The organism is Paraburkholderia sp. EG286B, from assembly GCF_040965655.1.
GTDB lineage: Bacteria > Pseudomonadota > Gammaproteobacteria > Burkholderiales > Burkholderiaceae > Paraburkholderia.
Genome location: NZ_JBFRCF010000008.1, coordinates 338,419 through 358,328 on the forward strand (window position 1 = coordinate 338,419; position 19,910 = coordinate 358,328).

General features: G+C 66.8%; 19 protein-coding genes. 13 read left to right on the forward strand and 6 right to left on the reverse strand.

The features are described 5' to 3' along the window. Positions 1–136 precede the first annotated feature (136 nt). From AB4Y42_RS19990 to AB4Y42_RS20025, 8 genes are all read left to right on the forward strand, one after another. Positions 137–490, forward strand: a complete 354-nt coding sequence (locus AB4Y42_RS19990; protein ID WP_028203399.1) for a phage holin family protein — start codon at positions 137–139, stop codon at positions 488–490. Positions 491–542: 52 nt separating this feature from the next. Continuing rightward, complete coding sequence (metF, locus tag AB4Y42_RS19995; protein ID WP_069264291.1) at positions 543–1,373, forward strand: methylenetetrahydrofolate reductase [NAD(P)H]; 831 nt, start codon at positions 543–545, stop codon at positions 1,371–1,373. 342 nt (positions 1,374–1,715) lie between these two features. Further along, entirely contained in the window at positions 1,716–3,350 is a 1,635-nt protein-coding gene (locus AB4Y42_RS20000) for an ABC transporter substrate-binding protein (protein ID WP_368695090.1), read from the forward strand. Positions 3,351–3,479: 129 nt separating this feature from the next. Continuing rightward, the gene (locus tag AB4Y42_RS20005; RefSeq protein WP_368692310.1) at positions 3,480–4,493 is read left to right on the forward strand and encodes an ABC transporter permease subunit; all 1,014 of its coding nucleotides are present in this window, start codon (positions 3,480–3,482) and stop codon (positions 4,491–4,493) included. A gap of 54 nt (positions 4,494–4,547) precedes the next feature. Then, on the forward strand, positions 4,548–5,465 hold the full coding sequence (locus tag AB4Y42_RS20010; protein WP_342920443.1) for an ABC transporter permease subunit: 918 nt from the start codon (positions 4,548–4,550) through the stop codon (positions 5,463–5,465). A 167-nt stretch (positions 5,466–5,632) separates the two neighbouring features. Further along, entirely contained in the window at positions 5,633–6,631 is a 999-nt protein-coding gene (locus AB4Y42_RS20015; protein ID WP_368692309.1) for an ABC transporter ATP-binding protein, read from the forward strand. Further along, positions 6,628–7,662, forward strand: a complete 1,035-nt coding sequence (locus AB4Y42_RS20020; RefSeq protein ID WP_368692308.1) for a peptide ABC transporter ATP-binding protein — start codon at positions 6,628–6,630, stop codon at positions 7,660–7,662. Before AB4Y42_RS20015 ends, AB4Y42_RS20020 begins: the two co-directional genes overlap by 4 nt. Before the next feature lie 196 nt (positions 7,663–7,858). Beyond that, a complete protein-coding gene (locus tag AB4Y42_RS20025; RefSeq protein ID WP_368695120.1) occupies positions 7,859–8,953 on the forward strand; it encodes a TraB/GumN family protein in 1,095 nt (364 codons plus the stop codon). Positions 8,954–9,042: 89 nt separating this feature from the next. Here AB4Y42_RS20025 and AB4Y42_RS20030 read toward each other — a convergent pair whose 3' ends face one another. From AB4Y42_RS20030 to pxpB, 5 genes are all read right to left on the reverse strand, one after another. Next, a complete protein-coding gene (locus AB4Y42_RS20030; protein WP_368692307.1) occupies positions 9,043–9,996 on the reverse strand; it encodes a DUF979 domain-containing protein in 954 nt (317 codons plus the stop codon). Beyond that, positions 9,993–10,736 carry a DUF969 domain-containing protein gene (locus AB4Y42_RS20035; RefSeq protein ID WP_368692306.1) on the reverse strand — a complete coding sequence of 248 codons (744 nt, stop codon included), beginning with the start codon at positions 10,734–10,736 and terminating at the stop codon, positions 9,993–9,995. Before AB4Y42_RS20035 ends, AB4Y42_RS20030 begins: the two co-directional genes overlap by 4 nt. 230 nt (positions 10,737–10,966) lie before the next feature. Then, the gene (gene pxpA, locus AB4Y42_RS20040) at positions 10,967–11,722 is read right to left on the reverse strand and encodes a 5-oxoprolinase subunit PxpA (RefSeq protein WP_368695091.1); all 756 of its coding nucleotides are present in this window, start codon (positions 11,720–11,722) and stop codon (positions 10,967–10,969) included. Positions 11,723–11,767: 45 nt separating this feature from the next. After that, positions 11,768–12,841: a biotin-dependent carboxyltransferase family protein gene (locus tag AB4Y42_RS20045; RefSeq protein ID WP_368692304.1), complete on the reverse strand. Its 1,074-nt coding sequence runs from the start codon at positions 12,839–12,841 to the stop codon at positions 11,768–11,770. Beyond that, positions 12,838–13,497 (reverse strand): 5-oxoprolinase subunit PxpB, encoded by a 660-nt coding sequence (gene pxpB / locus AB4Y42_RS20050; RefSeq protein WP_368695092.1) that lies wholly within the window; start codon positions 13,495–13,497, stop codon positions 12,838–12,840. The genes AB4Y42_RS20045 and pxpB overlap by 4 nt, the downstream gene beginning before the upstream one ends. 213 nt (positions 13,498–13,710) lie before the next feature. Here pxpB and AB4Y42_RS20055 point away from each other — a divergent pair, with 213 nt between their 5' ends. Continuing rightward, the gene (locus AB4Y42_RS20055; RefSeq protein WP_028212076.1) at positions 13,711–14,223 is read left to right on the forward strand and encodes a winged helix DNA-binding protein; all 513 of its coding nucleotides are present in this window, start codon (positions 13,711–13,713) and stop codon (positions 14,221–14,223) included. Between the two features lie 15 nt (positions 14,224–14,238). Here the strand turns inward: AB4Y42_RS20055 and AB4Y42_RS20060 are convergent, their stop codons facing one another. Then, positions 14,239–14,865, reverse strand: a complete 627-nt coding sequence (locus tag AB4Y42_RS20060) for a 5-formyltetrahydrofolate cyclo-ligase (RefSeq protein ID WP_368695121.1) — start codon at positions 14,863–14,865, stop codon at positions 14,239–14,241. Between the two features lie 8 nt (positions 14,866–14,873). On the opposite strand from AB4Y42_RS20060, the gene AB4Y42_RS20065 reads away from it, so the two are divergent. The 4 genes from AB4Y42_RS20065 (at position 14,874) to AB4Y42_RS20080 (ending at position 19,895) form a co-directional block, all read left to right on the forward strand. After that, positions 14,874–16,847 (forward strand): transglycosylase SLT domain-containing protein, encoded by a 1,974-nt coding sequence (locus AB4Y42_RS20065; protein WP_368695093.1) that lies wholly within the window; start codon positions 14,874–14,876, stop codon positions 16,845–16,847. Positions 16,848–16,995: 148 nt separating this feature from the next. Next, the gene (locus tag AB4Y42_RS20070; RefSeq protein ID WP_368695094.1) at positions 16,996–17,952 is read left to right on the forward strand and encodes a complex I NDUFA9 subunit family protein; all 957 of its coding nucleotides are present in this window, start codon (positions 16,996–16,998) and stop codon (positions 17,950–17,952) included. Positions 17,953–18,006: 54 nt separating this feature from the next. After that, entirely contained in the window at positions 18,007–18,657 is a 651-nt protein-coding gene (locus tag AB4Y42_RS20075) for a glutathione S-transferase family protein (RefSeq protein ID WP_368692301.1), read from the forward strand. Beyond that, positions 18,654–19,895 carry a multifunctional CCA addition/repair protein gene (locus AB4Y42_RS20080; RefSeq protein ID WP_368695095.1) on the forward strand — a complete coding sequence of 414 codons (1,242 nt, stop codon included), beginning with the start codon at positions 18,654–18,656 and terminating at the stop codon, positions 19,893–19,895. Before AB4Y42_RS20075 ends, AB4Y42_RS20080 begins: the two co-directional genes overlap by 4 nt. Positions 19,896–19,910 lie beyond the last annotated feature (15 nt).

The window sequence follows — 19,910 nt, forward strand, 5'->3', positions numbered from 1 at the left end:
CTGCCGTTTTAAGCCCGCTTTAAGCGGTCAAGCGGATGCTGACCCCAATCCCTGCGCGCGCAACGTGCGGGGATAGCGGGCGGCATCCGCCGCCGGCACCTGGCGATACAAAAGCAACGACGCAAAAGGAGTCCTTATGACCGTGCTGCTGACCTGGCTGATCAACGCGCTCGCGCTCCTGATCATCACCTGGCTCGTTCCGTCGATCCATATTCGCAGTTTCGGCACCGCGCTCATCGTCGCGATCGTGCTCGGCCTCATCAACGCCGTGCTGCGCCCGCTGCTGATCGTGCTCACGCTGCCCGTGACCATCCTCACGCTCGGCCTCTTCATCCTCGTGGTGAACGCGCTGTGCTTCTGGCTGGCGGCGTCGCTCCTCAAGGGCTTCGAGGTGTCGGGCTTCTGGTCGGCATTTTTCGGCTCGATCCTGTACAGCATCGTGTCGTGGCTGCTGTCGGCGCTGATTTTCGGCAACCGCAGCCTCGGCTGACGCGGGCCCGGGCCGCCCACGTGCGCGGCCCGGCCTCACTGGCCCCATCAACATGAAACCGATCGAACTCTCATTCGAATTCTTCCCGCCGAAGACGCCGGACGGCCTGGAAAAGCTGCGCGCTACGCGGGCGGAACTTGCCACGCTCAAGCCGAAGTTTTTCTCGGTGACGTTCGGCGCGGGCGGCTCGACGCAACAGGGCACGCTCGACACCGTCGTCGATATCGCGAAGGCTGGCATCGAGGCGGCGCCGCACCTCTCGTGCATCGGCTCCTCGAAAGAGAGCCTGCGCGCGATTCTCGGCGAGTACCGCTCGCACGGCATCCGCCACATCGTGGCGCTGCGCGGCGACCTGCCCTCGGGCATGGGCGCGGTGGGCGAACTGCGCTACGCGTCGGAACTCGTCGCCTTCATCCGCGAGGAAACCGGCGACGCGTTCCACATCGAAGTGGCCGCGTATCCCGAGTACCACCCGCAGGCGCGTTCGCCGCGCCACGACCTCGAAGCGTTCGCGCAAAAGGTGAAAGCGGGCGCCAATTCGGCGATCACGCAGTACTTCTTCAACGCGGATGCGTATTTCCGCTTCGTCGACGACGCGAAGAAGCTGGGCGTGGATATTCCCATCGTGCCCGGCATCATGCCGATCACGAACTACTCGCAGCTCATGCGCTTTTCGGAGATGTGCGGCGCCGAAGTGCCGCGCTGGGTCGCCAAGCGGCTGGAAAGCTTCGGCGACGACCGCGAGTCGATCCGCGCGTTCGGCCTCGACGTGGTGACCGACCTGTGCCGCCGTCTCGTCGAGGCGGGCGTGCCGGGTATCCACTTCTACACGCTCAACGCGGCGCCGGCCACCAAGGCCATTTGCGAGCGGCTCGGCTTCTAGGGCGCTCACTCTAGCCCCGCCAGGCGGCGACAAACCGCGCGGTTCCCGGACTCCCCGGCCGCGCGGTTTTCTTTTGGATAGCGCGATCCGGATCACGCTGGGTGACCCTGGTCAGGCGCACACGCCCGCCCGCGAGCGCGCGTCAATTCGGCGCGCTATTGTCAGTTTCCGGCGCAACAAAAAGGGGCAAAGCTACGTTGCAGCGCACCATGCGGCAACCAGCGATCCTGTCAACCCGGCGTTTTCCACAGGCGACGGGACTTTTGGCTTGCTTGTGACTGCGGCACCTGCTGTGTAAGATCGCGCTACGCTGGCGCAAGCTGGCACTGAACTGGAGGAAACATGAAAGAAAACAAACTGTTGCGTGCTGCACGATTGACGTCTCTCGTGGCGCTCGCAGCGGCATCGATTGCTGGAGCCCCGCTCGCGCACGCCGCGCAAAGCATTCCGAACAAGACGCTCGTCTACTGCTCGGAAGGCAGCCCCGCTGGCTTCGATCCGGCCCAATACACGACCGGCACCGACTTCACCGCGAACACGTTCACCGTCTACAACCGCCTCGTCGAATTCGAGCGCGGCGGCACCAAGGTCGAACCGGGTCTCGCAGAATCGTGGGACGTTTCGGCGGACGGCAAGACCTACACGTTCCATCTGCGTCATGGCGTGAAGTTCCAGACCACCTCGTTCTTCAAGCCCACGCGCGAATTCAATGCGGACGACGTCGTGTTCTCGTTCGATCGCATGCTCAACCCGAACAATGCGTTCCGCAAGGCGTACCCGGTGTCGTTCCCGTACTTCACCGACATGGGCCTCGACAAGCTGATCGCCAAGGTCGAGAAGGTCGACCCGTACACGGTCAAGTTCACGCTGAACGAGCCGAACGCGCCGTTCATCCAGAACATGGCGATGGAATTCGCCTCGATCCTGTCGGCTGAATACGCGGATCAACTGATGAAGGCCGGCAAGGCCGCCGACATCAACCAGTTCCCGGTCGGCACGGGTCCGTTCATCTTCAAGAGCTACACGAAGGACGCGACGATCCGCTACGACGGCAATCCCGACTACTGGAAGCCGGGCGCCGTGAAGCTCTCGAAGCTGATCTTCTCGATCACGCCGGACGCCAGCGTGCGCGTGCAGAAGATCAAGCGCGACGAATGCCAGGTGATGAGCTATCCGCGTCCCGCCGACATCGCGCCGCTGAAGGCCGAGCCGAACATCGCGATGCCGTCGCAGCCGGGCTTCAACCTGGGCTACCTGTCGTACAACGTCACGCACAAGCCGCTCGACAACGTCGATGTGCGCCACGCGCTCGACATGGCGATCAACAAGAAGGCGATCATCGACTCGGTGTACCAGGGTGCGGGCCAGCTCGCAACCAACCCGATGCCGCCGACGCAGTGGTCCTACGTCAAGAACCTGCCGGCCAATGCGTACGATCCGGAAAAGGCCAAGGCGCTGCTCGCGAAGGCGGGTCAGGGCAACGGCTTCGAGATCACGCTGTGGGCCATGCCCGTGCAGCGCGCCTACAACCCGAACGCACGCCTGATGGCCGAAATGATCCAGGCCGACTGGGCCAAGATCGGCGTGAAGGCGAAGATCGTCACGTATGAGTGGGGCGAGTACATCAAGCGCGCGCACGCGGGCGAGGACGACTCGATGCTGATCGGCTGGACGGGCGACAACGGCGATCCGGACAACTGGCTCGGCACGCTGCTCGGCTGCGAAGCGGTGAACGGCAACAACTTCGGCAAGTGGTGCTACAAGCCGTTCGACGACCTGGTCCAGAAGGGCCGCCAGACCTCGGATGTGGCGCAGCGCACGAAGCACTACCAGGAAGCGCAGCAGATCTTCGCGAAGCAACTGCCGTTCTCGCCGATCGCTCACTCGACCGTCTATCAGCCGGTCAGCAAGAAGGTGACCGACATGCGCATCGAACCGCTTGGCTACGCGCGCTTCGACGGCGTGGGCATGCAGTAAGGATAATCGGGTAAGACTTTCCGCTCGGTCCGCCTATCAGCCAGGACCGGCGGAAAATGGTCCGGCGACCGGGGTCACGAGCCCCTGTCGCCGGTTGCGTTTCATTTCAAGCTTTTGGGGGAACACCACATGTTCCGCTTCGTATTGCGCCGCATCGGCATGGTCATACCCACGTTCATCGGGATCACCATCCTTGCGTTCGCACTCATCCACCTGATTCCGGGCGACCCTATCGAAGTGATGATGGGCGAGCGCGGCGTCGATCCGCAAATGCACGCCGAGGCGATGCACCGCCTGGGGCTCGACGAGCCTCTGCCGATGCAGTATGTGCACTACGTCTGGCACGCCGTGCACGGCAATCTCGGCACCTCGATCATCACCAACACGAGCGTGATGGGCGAGTTTCTCGCGCGCTTTCCCGCCACCGTCGAGCTGTCGATCTGCGCGCTCATTTTCGCGCTCGTGATCGGCTTGCCCGCCGGCGTGTTCGCGGCACTGCGGCGCGGCACCGTCGTCGATCACGGCGTCATGGGCACCGCGCTCACCGGCTACTCCATGCCGATCTTCTGGTGGGGGCTCATCCTCATCATGGTGTTCTCGTCGAAGCTCGGCTGGACGCCCGTGTCGGGCCGCATCGCGGTGGAATTCGACATTCCGCACGTGACCGGCTTCATGCTGATCGACTCGCTCCTGCCCGGCACCGACGAAGGCGCGTTCAGGTCGGTGCTGAGCCACCTGATCCTGCCGGCCATCGTGCTCGGCACGATTCCGCTCGCCGTGGTCGCGCGCATGACGCGCTCGTCCATGCTCGAAGTGCTGCGCGAGGACTACATCCGCACCGCGCGCGCCAAGGGGCTTTCGCCCGTGCGCGTGATCGTCGTGCATGCGCTGCGCAACGCGCTCATTCCCGTGGTGACCGTGATCGGCCTGCAGGTCGGCACGCTGCTCGCGGGCGCGGTGCTCACCGAAACGCTGTTCTCCTGGCCCGGCATCGGCAAATGGCTGATCGACGCGATCAGCCGGCGCGACTACCCGGTGGTGCAAGGCGGCATTCTCATGATCGCGACACTCGTGATCGTCGTGAACCTGTTCGTCGATCTGCTGTACGGCGTGCTCAACCCGCGCATTCGACATACGAGGTAAGCGAGCCATGAAAATGCGAACCCCGCAACACCACATTCAACACCAGGAGGCATGATGGCTGACATTCAGAACACCGTGCCTCGCGCCGTCACGCCGCCTTCGGGCCGCGCGCTCGTGCTGCGCGAATTCTGGGCGAACTTCTCGCGCAACAAGGGCGCCGTGGGCGCCGGCGTGATCGTGCTCGCGCTGATCGTCATCGCGATCTTCGCGCCGCTGATCGCGCCGCACAGCCCGATCGAGCAATACCGCGACTACGTGAAGATTCCGCCCGCGTGGCTCGACGGCGGCAACTGGAAGTTCATTCTCGGCACCGACGAAGCGGGCCGCGACATCCTCTCGCGTCTGATGTACGGCGCGCGGCTCTCGCTGTGGATCGGCTGCGTCTCGGTGGTGCTCGCGCTGATTCCGGGCATCGTGCTCGGGCTCGTGGCCGCGTTCTTCGAGAAGTGGGCCGATACGCCGATCATGCGTCTCATGGACGTGCTGCTCGCGCTGCCTTCGCTGCTGCTCGCGGTGGCCGTGGTCGCGATCATCGGTCCGGGTCTCACGAACACCATGCTCGCCATCGCGATCGTGGCGCTGCCCGGCTACGTGCGTCTCACGCGCGGTTCGGCCCTGGGCGAACTGCACAAGGAGTACGTGACCGCTTCGCGTGTGGCCGGCGCCGGCACGCTGCGCCTGATGTTCTCGCAGGTGCTGCCCAACTGTACGGCGCCGCTCATCGTGCAGGCGACGCTCGGCTTTAGCTCGGCGATTCTCGACGCCGCCGCGCTCGGCTTCCTCGGCCTCGGCGTGCAGCCGCCGCGTGCGGAGTGGGGCGCGATGCTCGCCTCGGCGCGCGACTACATCGACAGCGCATGGTGGATCGTCACGATGCCGGGTCTGTCCATCCTCATTTCGGTGCTCGCGATCAACCTGCTCGGCGACGGGCTGCGCGACGCGCTCGATCCCAAGCTCAAGCGGATGGCCTGACATGAAGACGACCCCCACACTCCCTTCGGTCGTTGCCCCCCGCGGGGGCGTCAGTCCTCTTGGGGCGGCCCGGCGAGGACTGACATGAAGACGACCCCCACACTCCCTTCGGTCGTTGCCCCCCGAGGGGGCGTCAGTCCTCTTGGGGCGGCCCGGCGAGGACTGACATGAACAACGAACTTTTGACCATCCGTAATCTGGCCGTGAACTTCAACGGCCTGCCCGCCGTTGACCGCGTGAACCTGTCGGTCGCGCCTGGCGAAGTGCTCGGCATCGTCGGCGAATCGGGCTCGGGCAAGAGCGTGACGATGATGGCGCTGATGGGCCTCATCGACGCCCCCGGCAAGGTGACGGCGGATTCGATCACCTTCGATGGCCGCGATCTGCTGGGCGCCACGGGCAAGGAGCGCCGCCGCATCGTCGGCAAGGACATCGCCATGGTGTTCCAGGACGCGCTCACGAGCCTGAACCCGAGCTACACCGTCGGTTATCAGATAAAGGAAGTGCTCAAGCTGCACGAGGGCCTGCGCGGCTCGGCGCTGCACGCGCGCGCCATCGAACTGCTCGACCAGGTCGGCATTCCCGACGCGAAGAACCGCATCGACAACTTCCCGCACCAGATGTCGGGCGGCATGAACCAGCGCGTGATGATCGCGATGGCCGTGGCCTGCAACCCGAAGCTGCTGATCGCCGACGAGCCCACCACGGCGCTCGACGTGACGATCCAGGCGCAGATCATGGAGCTGCTCGTGCGTCTGCAGAAGGAACGCGGCATGGCGCTCGTGCTGATCTCGCACGATCTCGCCGTGGTGTCCGAAGTCGCGCAACGCGTGGCGGTGATGTACGCGGGCGAGATCATCGAAACGAACCGCGTGCCGGACATCTTTTCGCGTCCGCATCATCCGTACACGGAAGCGCTGCTCGCCGCGATTCCCGAGCACAACAAGGGGGCGATGCGGCTTGCCGCGCTGCCCGGCATGGTGCCCGGCCGCGACGACCGGCCGAGCGGCTGTCTGTTCGCGCCGCGCTGCAAGTATGTGGTGGATGACTGCATGAAGGCGCGGCCCGCGCTCGACGCGGTAACCGATGAAAGCGGCTACGCGCAAGTGCGCTGCATCAAGCCGCTGAATGCGGCGGTGACTCAATCCAGTGGAGGCGCGCGATGAACGCAGTCCAGCAACACGCGGCTCATCAGGACCATCAGGACGACAAGGTTCTCATCGCCGACGATCTCAAGAAGCACTACACCGTCAAGCGCGGCATGTTCGGCACGGGCACCGTGAAGGCGCTCAACGGCGTGTCGTTCTCGCTCACGCGCGGGCGCACGCTCGCCGTGGTGGGCGAGTCCGGCTGCGGCAAATCGACGCTCGCGCGCCAGCTCACGATGATCGAGCCGCCCACCGCGGGCAAGCTGACCATCGACGGCGAGGACGTTGCGCACGCCAACGCCGCGAAGATCGCCGCGCTGCGCCGCCGCGTGCAGATGGTGTTCCAGAACCCGTTCGCCTCGCTCAACCCGCGCAAGACCGTGGAGCAGACGCTCGGCGAGCCGCTCGCCATCAACACGCGGCTCACGGCGAGCGAGCGCGCGGACCGCATCGCGCACATGATGCGCATCGTCGGCCTGCGCCCCGAGCACGCCAAGCGTTATCCGCACATGTTCTCGGGCGGCCAGCGCCAGCGCGTGGCGATCGCGCGGGCCATGATTCTCGACCCGCAGATCGTCGTGGCCGACGAGCCGGTTTCCGCGCTCGACGTCTCGATCCAGGCGCAGATTCTCAATCTGTTCATGGACTTGCAGGAGCAGTTCCGCACGAGCTACGTGTTCATCTCGCACAACCTGGCCGTGGTCGAGCACATTGCCGACGACGTGATGGTGATGTATCTGGGCGGCGTGGCGGAACTGGGCGACAAGGACACGGTGATCTCGCGGCCGCGCCATCCGTACACGCGCTCGCTGCTCTCGGCCACGCCCGCGATCTTCGAGGCGGACCGCCGCGTGAAGATCAAGCTCGAGGGCGAATTGCCTTCGCCGCTGAACCCGCCGTCTGGTTGCACGTTCCATCAACGTTGTCCATACGCGGTCGAGCGGTGTCGTAAGGAAGTGCCTGTTCTTCGCGAAGTGGACGGCCGTCAGGTATCCTGCCATCGTGCAGAGGAGGTGGGGGAAGAGGATGGGCGGCCCATGCCGGCCTGAAGCGACGGCGGCGCGTCGTTTTATCGCTACGCGCCGCCAGTTGATGGGCGGCCGTCGTGCCGCCTTCTTCACTGTTTTTTCCACCGTTTTCTCCGCCGTCCTTTCAATCATTCCGGCTGCCGCGCTTGCCGTGGCCGCCGGGCGGGGTACGGCTGTTCGTGTGACATTCGGTGTGGCTTTTGGTGTGGCATTCGCGGTGGCGTTGCGTGCGGCTTTGAAGAAAGCGTCGCGCGCTGCGGCGCGCGCGGCGCTCACGCTGGCGCTCGCGGTCGGCGTGCTCGCCGGCGCCGCGGGCCCGGCGGTCGCTGGCGGCGCCGTCGCCAACACGCCCGGCGTGCACCCGGCCGTGCCCATGCCGCGCGGCGCGAACGGCGGCATTCCCGGCTTTCACGCCGCGCCCGCCGTGCCGAGCTACGCATCGGGCACGACGGCTGGCGGCCCAGTGCGCACCCAGCCTGCGCGCATGCCGTTCTACGTCGCCACGCGCGGCAATCTCACGATCTATCTGCTCGGCACGCTCCATGTGGGCGACCCCGCCGACTATCCGCCCGGCCAGCCGTTTCGCCCGCAGATTCTCGCGGCGCTCGCCGCGTCGCCCATTCTTGCGCTCGAGCTGTCTCCCGACGATCTGCTGGTGTCCCAGGACGACGTCTCGAAATACGGGGTGTGCAGACGGCCCTGTCTGCCGGGCCTGTTGCCCGATCCGCTCTGGCAGAAACTCGAGGCGCGCATGCGCGGCAATCCCGAGGCGCTCGCCGAGATCCGCAAGATGCGGCCGTGGCTCGCCTCGCTGCTGGTGGAAACCTACGACTCGCTGAGCGCAGGCCTGCAGACCGAGTACGGCACCGAGGCGCAGCTGCAGAACGTGTTCCTGCGCTGGAAGGGCCGCCGCATCGTCGGCCTGGAGACGCTCGGCGAGCAGATGCGCGCCTTCACGAACCTGAGCCTCGCGCAGCAGCGCGAGATGCTCGCCCAGGACCTGGCGCAGACGCCGGCGCAAAACGTCTCCGACGTGCAGACGCTGCTGCACCTGTGGCGCGTGGGCGACGCCGATGCGATCGCCGCCTGGGAATCGGCGCGCACCGAAAAGCTCTCGCACGACGCGCGGGTGGCGGCGTCGGTCGACAACCGCATCGTCTACGAGCGCAACCGGCGCTTCGTTTCGCGCATGCAGCAGTATGTGGCGCCCAACAAGCCGCTCTTCGTCGCCGTCGGCGCGCTGCACCTGGGCGGCCCCAAAGGCGTGCTCCAGCTGCTGCGCCAGCGTGGCTTCAATGTCGACCCGGGTTAAGCCGGGGCCCTTCGCGCTCGGACGCGCGGCCTGAATGCAAAAAAACCGGCTTTCGCCGGTTTTTTTTGCGTCCGCATGCGTAAGTGTCGTCAAAACCCGAACACGTTCAGCAGCACGATATTCGCCGCGAGGATGCCCAGCGCCGTGGGCACCTGCACGCGTATCACCGCGTTCTTGTCGGGCAGCTCGAGCAGGGCCGCGGGCACCATGTTGAAGTTCGCGGCCATCGGCGTCATCAGCGTGCCGCAGTAGCCCGAGAACATGCCGATGGCGGCCATCATCGCCGGATTGACGTGGAACACGCCCACCAGCACCGGAACGCCCACGCCGCCCGTCATCACCGGAAACGCGGCGAAGCCGTTGCCCATGATGATCGTGAAGAGCGCCATGCCCACGCAATACACGACGACGGCGACGAAGCGCACGTCCATGTTGATGTACGACGTCGTGACGTGCGCCACGGCCTTGCCCACGCCCGCGTCCGAGAACACGAGGCCGAGCATGCCGAGCATTTGCGGCAGGACGGCGGCCCACGAGAGTGCGTCGACGAGGCGCCGCGTTTCCTTCATCGACTGGCCGACGCTGTCGCGCGTGATGATGCAGGCAATCACGAGCGCGATCACGCAGCCGATGCCGAAGCCGATCAGCGTGACGTTCTTCGGGTCGATGAGCGCCTTGCCGCCGAAGACGAGATGGCTGGCCGCGAGCGTGAGCACGACCGTGATGACCGGAATGGTGAGCGCGGGCACGAAGAGCTTGTTGCCGAGGCGCTTCGCGCTGGCGAGACGCGTTTCGAGCGCGAGCACCCTGGGCTTCGCGGCCGTCACGCCGCCGAGCCCCGCGATCAGCGCCATGGCGAGCACGAGCACGCCCACGACTTCGGCGGGCAGCAGGTCGCCGACGAGAAAGATCAGCGCGTAGAGCAGCCAGAAGCCGCCTGCCGTGAAGCGGCGCGGATGCTCGCGGTCCATCACGATCATGCCGCCGACGATGAGCAGCACGATGCCGAGCAGCCAGAAGAGCCAGTTGAGGGTGAGCGTCATGCTTCGTCTCCTTGAGCACGGCTTGCAGCCTTGGCGTCGCTCGCGTTGCGCATGGCGCCCAGTTCGCGTTCGAGCTTGCGGTCGAGCAGCCAGAGCCGGAAGCCGTGAATCAGGAACGCGCAGATCGCCGTGGGAATGCCCCAGAACGCCACGTGGATCGGCTCGACCGAAACGCCCGCTTCCTTGAGCAGCGTGACCATCAGCACGATCGCGCCGAACGCGACGAAGATGTCCTCGCCGAAGAAGAGACCCACGTTGTCGGTCGCGGCCGAATAGGCGCGCAGCTTGTAGCGCACGGCATCGGAGAGCTTGCCGAAGCGGTTTTCGGTGGCGCCTTCGGCCATCGGCGCGATCAGCGGACGCACCATCTGCGGATGGCCGCCGAGGCCCGTCAAGCCGACGGCGGCGGTCAACTCGCGCACGAGCAGATAGACGATCAGCAGACGGCCGGCGGTGGCCGCCTTGATGCTGCCGATCCAAATCTGCGCGCGCTCACGCAGGCCGTGGCGCTCGAGCAGCCCGATCACGGCGAGCGGCAACAGGATGATGAGCGGAATGTTGCGGGTCTTGATGAAGCCGGTGCCGATGGCGGCGAGAATCTTCGCGACCGGGAAGCCCCCGGCGAAACCGGTGACGACGGCCGCTGCGGCGACAATCAGCATCGGATTGAAGCGTAGCAAGAAGCCGGCGATGATGACGGCCACGCCGATCAGCGGCCATAAGTTGACGGTGCTCTGCATATAGATCTCCAAACGTATTGGCTTGTCATTGAATGCCGCGGATAGCGGCGTTGACTTCGTGGCTCTGTCGGCCATTCGCACAACTACGAACCTGCTGGGTACAACTACGAACCTGCTGGGTACAACTAGGCCTGGCAAGCTTGCGCTGCCGAGGGATTGCCTGTGATTACCTTGGCTCGAGCGGCGCGCGGCGCATGCCGCGCGCCTTGCTACATTCAAATTCGCGTGCGTCAGGCTTCGCCGGCCCCCGCCGCGCGCACGCCGATGCCGGCGTCGTCGAGCGCCGTGCGGATGCGCCGCGCGAACGCGAGCGCGTGCGGGCCGTCGCCGTGCAGGCAAATGGTCTGCGCGTTGAGCGCCACCCAGGCGCCGTTCACCGCCTGCACGCGCTGCTCGCGGATCATCGCGAGCGTGCGCGCGAGCACGGTGTCTTCGTCGTCGAGCAACGCGCCCGGCTCGCTGCGCGGCACGAGCGAGCCGTCCGCGCGATAGCCGCGGTCGGCGAACACTTCCTCGATCGCGACGAGCCCCGCCTCGCGCGCCGCCGTCACGAGGCCGCTGCCCGCGAGCGCGAACACCGTCACGGACGGATCGAAGTCGTGCACCGCGGAGACGATGGCCTCGGCGATCTGCGGGTCACGCGCGGCCTGGTTGTAGAGCGCGCCGTGCGGCTTCACGTGGGCGATGCGGCCGCCTTCGGCCTGGGCGATCGCAGAAAGCGCGCCGAGCTGATACAGCACGCCCGCGTAGATTTCCTCGGGCGGCAGGTTCATCTCCTTGCGGCCGAAGTTCTCGGGGTCGTTGAAGCTCGGATGCGCGCCGATCGACACGCCTTTCTCCACGGCCCAGCGCACGCATTCGCGCATGGCGTTGGCGCCGCCTGCGTGCCAGCCGCACGCGATGTTGGCGGAGCTCACGAGGTCGAGCAGCGCCTCGTCGGAGCCGCAGCCTTCGCCGAGATCGGCGTTCAGATCGATGGTGGTCATGATGGGTTCCTCTTGCTGCTCGTCTTACCTGGTGGTGCCTGAAAATCACGCGCTCGCGGCCGCGTTCGCGTTCGCGCGGCGGCTCGCAAGGCGTTCGTCGTGCATGGCGATCGCGGTGTCGATCTGCCGCAAATACGCCCGTTCCTCTTCCAGCGCCGCGCGCGCGGCGGCCGGCGTCGCTTCCACGAAACGCACGCCCCCGGTGAGTCGCACCTGGGCGAGCTTCCACCAGTCGGCGCGAATCACGGAGCCGATCTTCGGGTAGCCGCCCGTGGTCTGCCCGTCGGCCATCAGCACGATGGGCTGGCCGCTCGGCGGCACCTGGATCGTGCCGGGCAGCACCGCGTGCGAGAGCAGATCCGCGCCGTTCGCGCGCGCGAGCGGCGTGCCCGTGAGCCGAAAGCCCATGCGGTTGCTGTTGGGCGTGATCTGCCATTCATCGGACCAGAGCGCGCGCTGCGCCTCGGGTGTGAAGCTGTCGTACTCGGGGCCGCGCAGCACGCGCACGGGCACGGCCCAGGCCATGCCGTCCGGATGGCGTCCGCGGCGGTGATGCTGCTCGTCCGCGAGCGCGAAGTTGCACCACACGGGCGCCTTCACGCCGAACGCCGGCGCGCCCGGGTCGAGCGCGGCGCGCTCGCGGCCCGGCGCGAACGAGGCGCCCGTGGCGAGCCGGTCGCCGTCCTTGAGCGCGCGGCCCGCGAGGCCGCCGAAGCCCGCCGTGAGGTCGGTGCTGCGCGAGCCGAGCATGGGCAGCACGTCGACGCCGCCGGCCACGCACACATAGGCGCGCATGCCGCGCTTCGCGCCGTTCAGCACGAGTTCCTCGCCGGCGGCCACGGGCAGGCTCCACCACGACCAGACCGGGCGGCCGCCGAGTGTCGCGCCGAAGTCGGTGCCGGTAATGGCGACGCGCGTGGCGCGCGCGAAGCGCAGCGCGACGGGGCCGAAGGTGATTTCCACGCCGGCGGCGTCGGGCCGGTTGCCGACGAGGCGGTTGCCCACTTCGAGCGCGAGCGTATCGAGCGCGCCGCCGGTGGCGACGCCCAGATGCCGGTAGCCGGGGCGGCCGAGATCCTGGACCGTGGTGAGCAGGCCCGCGCGTAATACTTCGATCATGCGTGGAGCTCCGCGATGGTGAAACGCACGCGGTCGCCCGGCATGAGCAGCGAAGGCGGATTGCGCGAAGGGTCGAACAGCTTCGCGGCGGTGCGGCCGATCAGCTGCCAGCCGCCTGGCGAGGCGGCCGGATAGATGCCCGTCTGCTCCCCGCCGATGCCCACCGACCCGGCCGGGACGGCAAGGCGCGGCTCGCGGCGGCGCGGCGTGTGCAGCGCGGGTTCGAGACCGCCGAGATAGGCGAAGCCGGGCTGAAAGCCGAGGAAGAACACCGTATAGACGCCCGCGGCATGGCGCGCGGCGACGTCGGCGGCGGCGAGCGCGCAGTGCTGCGCGACCGCTTCGAGATCGGGGCCGTCTTCACCGCCGTAGACCACGGGTATCTCGACTTCGCGGCCTGCCGCGCTCGCGTCTTCGGCCTCGCGCCATGCGTCGCGCAGCGCGAGCGCGAGCGCCGCGGCGTCGGCCGAGAGCGGGTCGAAAGTGATCGTCAGGTTGTTCATGCCGGGCACCACTTCGCGCACCGGCGCCCAGCCGCGCGCAAGCGCCGCGACGGCCCAGACGCGGCGCTGGACCTCGAGCGTGGCGGGCGGCGACGCTTCGCAGACGAGCGCTTCGTCACCGAGAGGAAAAATGCGAGGGTCAGAATTCGGCATGTTGGATCGATCAGGGGACGGTTCGACCGGTCGAAAATCAACGCAGGGGGATGCACAGGCGGGGCCGTGCCGTTCCTTCCTAGCGTACATTGTCGATAAATTATCTACAAATTATCAATAAGCGTTTTCGCCAGGCGCACGGCAAACGCGCTGCAATTACACTCACGCCACGCCGCTTTGCCTTTTCGAACACCGACTACCGGGTTATCTGCCATGTCGCGCCAGCCGACCAAGATCGTTTCGTCCGAACATCTCGTCTCCGAGTCGAGCGCCGAGCTATCCGAGTTCGAGTACGCGCTCATCATGGCGAGCAACGCGTTCAACCGCTGGATGGTGCGCTGCATGTCGGCGGCGGGCGTGAAGGACATGACGCCGATCGAGGTGTCGCTGCTCCATCACGTCGGCCATCGCGAGCGGCGCAAGAAGCTCGCGGATATCTGCTTCGTGCTCAACATCGAGGACACGCACGTGGCCACGTATGCGTTGAAGAAGCTCGTCTCCAGAGGGTATGTAAAAAGCGAAAAGACCGGCAAGGAAGTCTTCTTTTCGGTCACGCCGGAAGGCCAGGCGCTGTGCCTGCGCTATCGCGACGTGCGCGAGAGCTGCCTCATTGCGACGCTCAAGGAGAGCGGCCTCACGAACCAGCAGATCGGCGACGCCGCGCAACTCATGCGCAATGCGTCGGGGCTCTATGACACGGCCGCGCGCGCGGCGGCCTCGCTCTGAGCGATCAAGGCGCGTTCAGCGCTCACGCGAACGTTGGCAAAGATGCGTGGCGGCTTCGGTCACCACGGCGTCGAGCGGCAGGTCGTGCGCCTCGCGCGCGAGCACGCCGTCGTCGATGCGACAGGCTTCATACGCAATGCCAACCGTGACGGGCAACGCAACGCCCGGCCAGGCGGCCAGCGTGCGGTCGTAGTAGCCGCCGCCGTAACCGAGGCGATAGCCGTCGCGATCGAAACCCACGCAGGGTACGAGGAGAAGATCGGGCACGATCACTTCCTGGGATTGCGGCTCGAGGATCCGGTGATGGCCTTCGCGCATCGGAGCATCGGGCGTCCAGGCGTGAAAGACGAGCGGCGTGTGGCGTTCGGGAATGGCGGGCAGGGCGGCGCGGCGTGACGCGTCGGCGGCGAGCCAGGCGGTGATCCAGGCGCGCGCATCGAACTCGCCGCGCAAGGGCCAGTAGAACCCGATCGAACGCGGCGAAAATTGCGCGACGAGCGCATCGAGACGGGCCGCGAGTGCCGCACCGGTTGCCACGTCGGAAGCCGCTTCAATTCGCCGAGAAAGCAGCCTTGCACGCCAGTCCTTTTTGGATTCCGTGTGAGGGTTGCGTGCTATGCTTGGGTTCACCTCGCGCTCCAGAAATAACGATGTCCAAACGCCTTGTCCGAGTATATCGCGTGGTCGGTCTCGCACTGACTGCCGCGGCACTCGTAGCATGCAGCACGGCGGACGCCGTGCGCCCCGTCGCACTGCCCCCAGGCGCAGTCCTTACGAACGACGATCAGACTTTCATCCAGCTTCGCGAAGCCGCGCGCAACAACGATCCGGCGCGCGCCGCACAACTCGCTGCGATGATTCCCGATTACCCGGCGCCGTCGTACCTCGAATACTTCCAGCTCAAGCCGCAGCTGTTCGATTCGCAAGGCCACGCGCGCATCGACGCGCCCGATGCGCCGGTGCTGTCGTTCCTGCAGCGCTACGACGGCCAGGCGATCGCCGACCGCATGCGCAACGACTATCTGACCGTGCTCGGCGCGCGCCACGACTGGGCGAACTTCGACCAGCAATATTCGCGCTTCGTGCTCAACGACGACACGCAGGTGAAGTGCTACGCGCTGGAGTCGCGCGCGGCGCGCGGCGAGAACGTCGCGAACGACGCGCGTGCGCTGCTCACCGAGCCGCGCTATTACGGCGACGGCTGCGTCGACCTCATCACCGCGCTTGCCATCAAAGGCCAGTTCTCGAGCGACGACGTGTGGCAACAGATCCGCCTTGCCTACGAGCAGAACCAGACCTCGACCGGCGCGAAGCTGCTCGACGGCCTTTCGCAGCGCCCCGACCCGACCGCGTTCAGCCAGGCCGTGAGCACGCCGCCGCTTACGCTCGCGCAAGGCGTCACCGCCGACCCGCAATCGCACCAGCTCGCGCTGCTCGCCGTCACCGTGATGGCGGCCAACGATCCGGCCATGGCAGCAGCCACCTTCGCCACCGTCGCACCGCAGCTCACGTCGCCGGAGCGCGCGACAGGCTGGGGCACGATCGGCTATCAAGGGGCGTTGAAGCGCCTGCCCGCTTCGCTCGGCTGGTACCGGCTCTCGGCCAACGCGCCGCTCTCGAGCCCGGCTTACGAATGGCGTACGCGCGCCGCGCTGCTGGGCGGCGACTGGACCATGGTGCGCTGGTCGATAGAACAGATGCCGGCCGCGCTGCGCGCGCAGCCGTCGTGGGTCTACTGGCACGCACGCGCGCTCAAGCAGGCCGGCGAAACGGGGCAGGCGAACGAGGAGTTCGCGACGATCTCGCAGGGCTATAACTTCTACGGCCAGCTCGCCACCGAAGAACTCGGCCAGAAGATCACCATCCCGCCGAAGACCACGGTCAGCGACGCCGACATCGCCCAGGTTGCGCAAACGCCGGGCTTCGCGCTCGCACAGCGCTTCTACGCGCTGAACCTGCGGCTCGAAGGCAATCGCGAATGGAACTGGCCGCTGCGCGGCATGAGCGACCGGCAGCTGCTCGCCGTCGCCGAATACGCGAAGCGCATCCAGCTGCTCGACCGCACTGTCAACACGGCCGACCGCACGCAAACGGAGCACGACTTCTCGCTGCGCTATCTCGCGCCGTTCCGCGACGTCGTGGAGCGCGACGCGCAAACCAACGGCCTCGACGTCGAATGGGCCTACGGCCTGATTCGCCAGGAATCGCGTTTCATTCTCAATGCCAAGTCGGGCGTGGGCGCGAGCGGCCTCATGCAGATCATGCCGGCCACGGCGCAGATGGTGGCGAAGAAGATCGGCCTCGGGCCCCTCTCGCGCGACCAGCTCAACGATCTCGACACCAACATCCTGCTCGGGACGAACTATTTGTCGATGATCTACAATCAGTTCGACGGCTCCGCCGTGCTCGCGACCGCGGGCTACAACGCCGGGCCGGGCCGCCCGCGCGCATGGCGCCAGACGTTGCAGGGCGGCGTCGAGGGCGCCATCTTCGCGGAAACCATTCCGTTCCAGGAAACCCGCGATTACGTGAAAAACGTGTTGTCGAACACGGTCTACTATGCGGCGCTGTTCGAGGGCCGTCCGCAATCGCTGAAGGCGCGTCTCGGCTATATCTCGCCGTAAGCGCCGGGCCGTTTGGCCGCGCCGCTTCCCTTCATACGGAATCGCGCGCGGCATGACGGCACGCTGCGTGCTCCGTCTTCTGACTGGCGCGCTGCGGGACGAACCGGACCTCGTACGCGGCGGCGCCGTCTGCCCGAGGAGGTCGAAGATGCGACATCAAGCCATTGCGGTCATCGGCGGTTCGGGATTCATCGGCAGCCATCTCATCAACGCGCTCGTCGAGGCGGGCAAGGACGTGCGCGTCGCCACCCGCCGCCGCTACAACGCCCGCCATCTCACCCTGCTGCCCGTCGACGTGATCGAGGCCGATGTGTCCGATCCGGTCGCGCTCGCGGCGTTCGTCGAAAATGCGGACGCGGTCATCAATCTCGTCGGCACGCTCAACGGCGGGCGCGGCGATCCCTACGGCCCGGGCTTCGCGAAGCTGCACGTCGACTTGCCCACGAAGATCGTCGCTGCCTGCGAGGGCAAGGGCGTGCATCGCCTGATCCACATCAGCGCCCTCGGCGCCGACCCGCGCGGGCCGAGCATGTACCTGCGCTCGAAGGGCGACGGCGAGAAAGCCGTGCACGCGGCCACGGCGCTCGCCACGACCATCTTCCGGCCTTCCGTCGTGTTCGGTCCCGAGGACACCTTCCTCAACCGTTTCGCGCTCCTGCAGCGGCTCTTTCCGATGATCCCGCTCGCCATGCCCGACGCGAAGTTCCAGCCGGTGTTCGTGGGCGACGTGTCGAAGGCGATCGTCAACGTGCTCGATCTCGACGCCGCGAGCGGGCACACTTACGAACTCGGCGGCCCGACGGTCTATACGCTCGAACAGCTGCTGCAGTATTGCGGCGAAGTGGTGGGCCGGCACGCGCGCATCGTGCGGCTGCCCGACGCGTTCGGGCGCCTGCAGGCGCTCTCGTTCGAAATGGCGCCGGGCGTGCCGGTGCTCACGCGCGATAATCTCGATTCGATGAAGGTGGACAGCGTGCTGACCGGGCCGCTCGCCCCCGAGCTCGATGTCGAGCCCGCGAGCATCGAGACGATCGCGCCGCTCTATCTCTCCGACGCCTCGCTGCGTTCGCGGCTGAACATCTTTCGCGCCAGTGCCGGCCGATAGTCCACAGCGGACGATCAACCGGCGCTCTTTCAACTCACAACGGTCATTGGAACAATGAAGCTCGTAATCGGAGACAAGAACTATTCGTCGTGGTCGATGCGTCCGTGGGTGCTGCTCAAGCACTTCGGCATCGCGTTCGAGGAGGTGCTGATCGAGCTCGACGAGCCGGCCACCAAGTCCTCGATCCTGGCGTTCTCGGCCTCGGGCAAGGTGCCGTGCCTCGTTGGCGACGACGGCTTCGCCGTGTGGGATTCACTCGCGATTGCCGAGACGCTCGCCGAGCGCTTCCCGCAGCACGCGCTGTGGCCGCGCGACGCGAACGCGCGCGCCCGCGCGCGCAGCGTGAGCGCGGAGATGCATGCGGGCTTCGGCGAAGTGCGCAACCACATGCCGATGAACATCCGCAAGGTGAAGCCGGGCGCCGGCGCGACGCCTGGCGCGCTCGCCGACGTCGCGCGCATCGACGCGCTCTGGCGCGAGTGTCTCGCCGCGAGCGGCGGGCCGTTCCTGTTCGGCGAATTCAGCATCGCCGACGCGATGTACGCGCCGGTCGTCATGCGCTTCAACAGCTACCAGCCGAAGCTCTCGCCCGAAGCGGCGGCGTACGCGCAGCGCGTGAGCGCACTGCCCGCGGTGGCCGAGTGGGTCGAGGCGGCGCGCCGCGAAACGCACATCGTCCAGGACGACGAACGCGACGACGAATGAAGATCTATGTCGTAGGCGGCGCGATCCGCGACGAGATGCTCGGGCTGCCCGTGCGCGACCGCGACTATGTCGTGGTGGGCGCGACGCCCGAGCAGATGGCCGCGCAGGGCTATCGTCCGGTGGGCAAGGACTTCCCGGTCTTTCTGCATCCCGAAACGCACGCGGAGTACGCGCTTGCGCGCACCGAGCGCAAGACGGCGGCCGGCTATCACGGCTTCCAGTTTTTCTACGCGCCTGACGTGACACTCGAGGAAGATCTCGCGCGGCGCGATCTCACCATCAACGCGATGGCGCGCGAAGTGCAGCCGGGCGGCGTGCTCACGGGGGAGGTCGTCGATCCGTTCGGCGGCGCGCGCGATCTCGAGGCGCGCGTGTTCCGCCACGTGAGCGACGCGTTTCTCGAAGACCCCGTGCGCATTCTTCGTATCGCGCGCTTCGCCGCGCGATTCGCCGATTTCACCGTCGCGCCCGAAACGCTCGAACTCATGCGCGAGATGGTCGCTTCGGGCGAAGTCGATTCACTCGTGCCCGAGCGCGTGTGGCAGGAAATCGCCCGCGGTCTCATGGAAGCGAAGCCGTCGCGCATGTTCGAGGTGCTGCGCGATTGCGGCGCGCTCGCGCGCGTGCTGCCCGAGGTCGACGCGCTGTGGGGCGTACCGCAGCGCGCCGACTATCACCCGGAGATCGACACCGGCGTGCACGTGATGATGGTGATCGACCAAGCGGCCGCGCAGGGCTACACGCTGCCGGTGCGCTTCGCGGCGCTCACGCACGATCTCGGCAAGGGCACGACGCCCGAGGACGTGCTGCCGCGTCACATCGGCCACGAAGGGCGCAGCGTCGATCTGCTCAAACCGCTGTGCGACCGTCTGCGCGTGCCCAACGACTGCCGTGAGCTGGCGGTGCTGGTCGCGCGCGAGCACGGCAACGTGCATCGCGTGATGGAGATGGGCGCGGCGGCGCTCGTGCGCATGCTCGAACGTTGCGACGCGCTGCGCAAACCCGCGCGTTTCGCCGAGGCGTTGCAGGCCTGCGAGGCCGATTTGCGCGGGCGGCTGAACTGGGAGAACGCGCCTTATCCGCAGGCGGAGCGCCTGCGGATCGCGCTCGTGGCTGCGCGCGGCGTGGATGCGGGGGCGATTGCGCGCTCGATCGAACGCGGCGGCGCCGAGAAGATCAAGGAAGCGGTGCACGAGGCGCGCGTGGCGGCGGTGGAAGCCGCGCTCGCTACGGCTTGACCGGTCGAGCGCGCT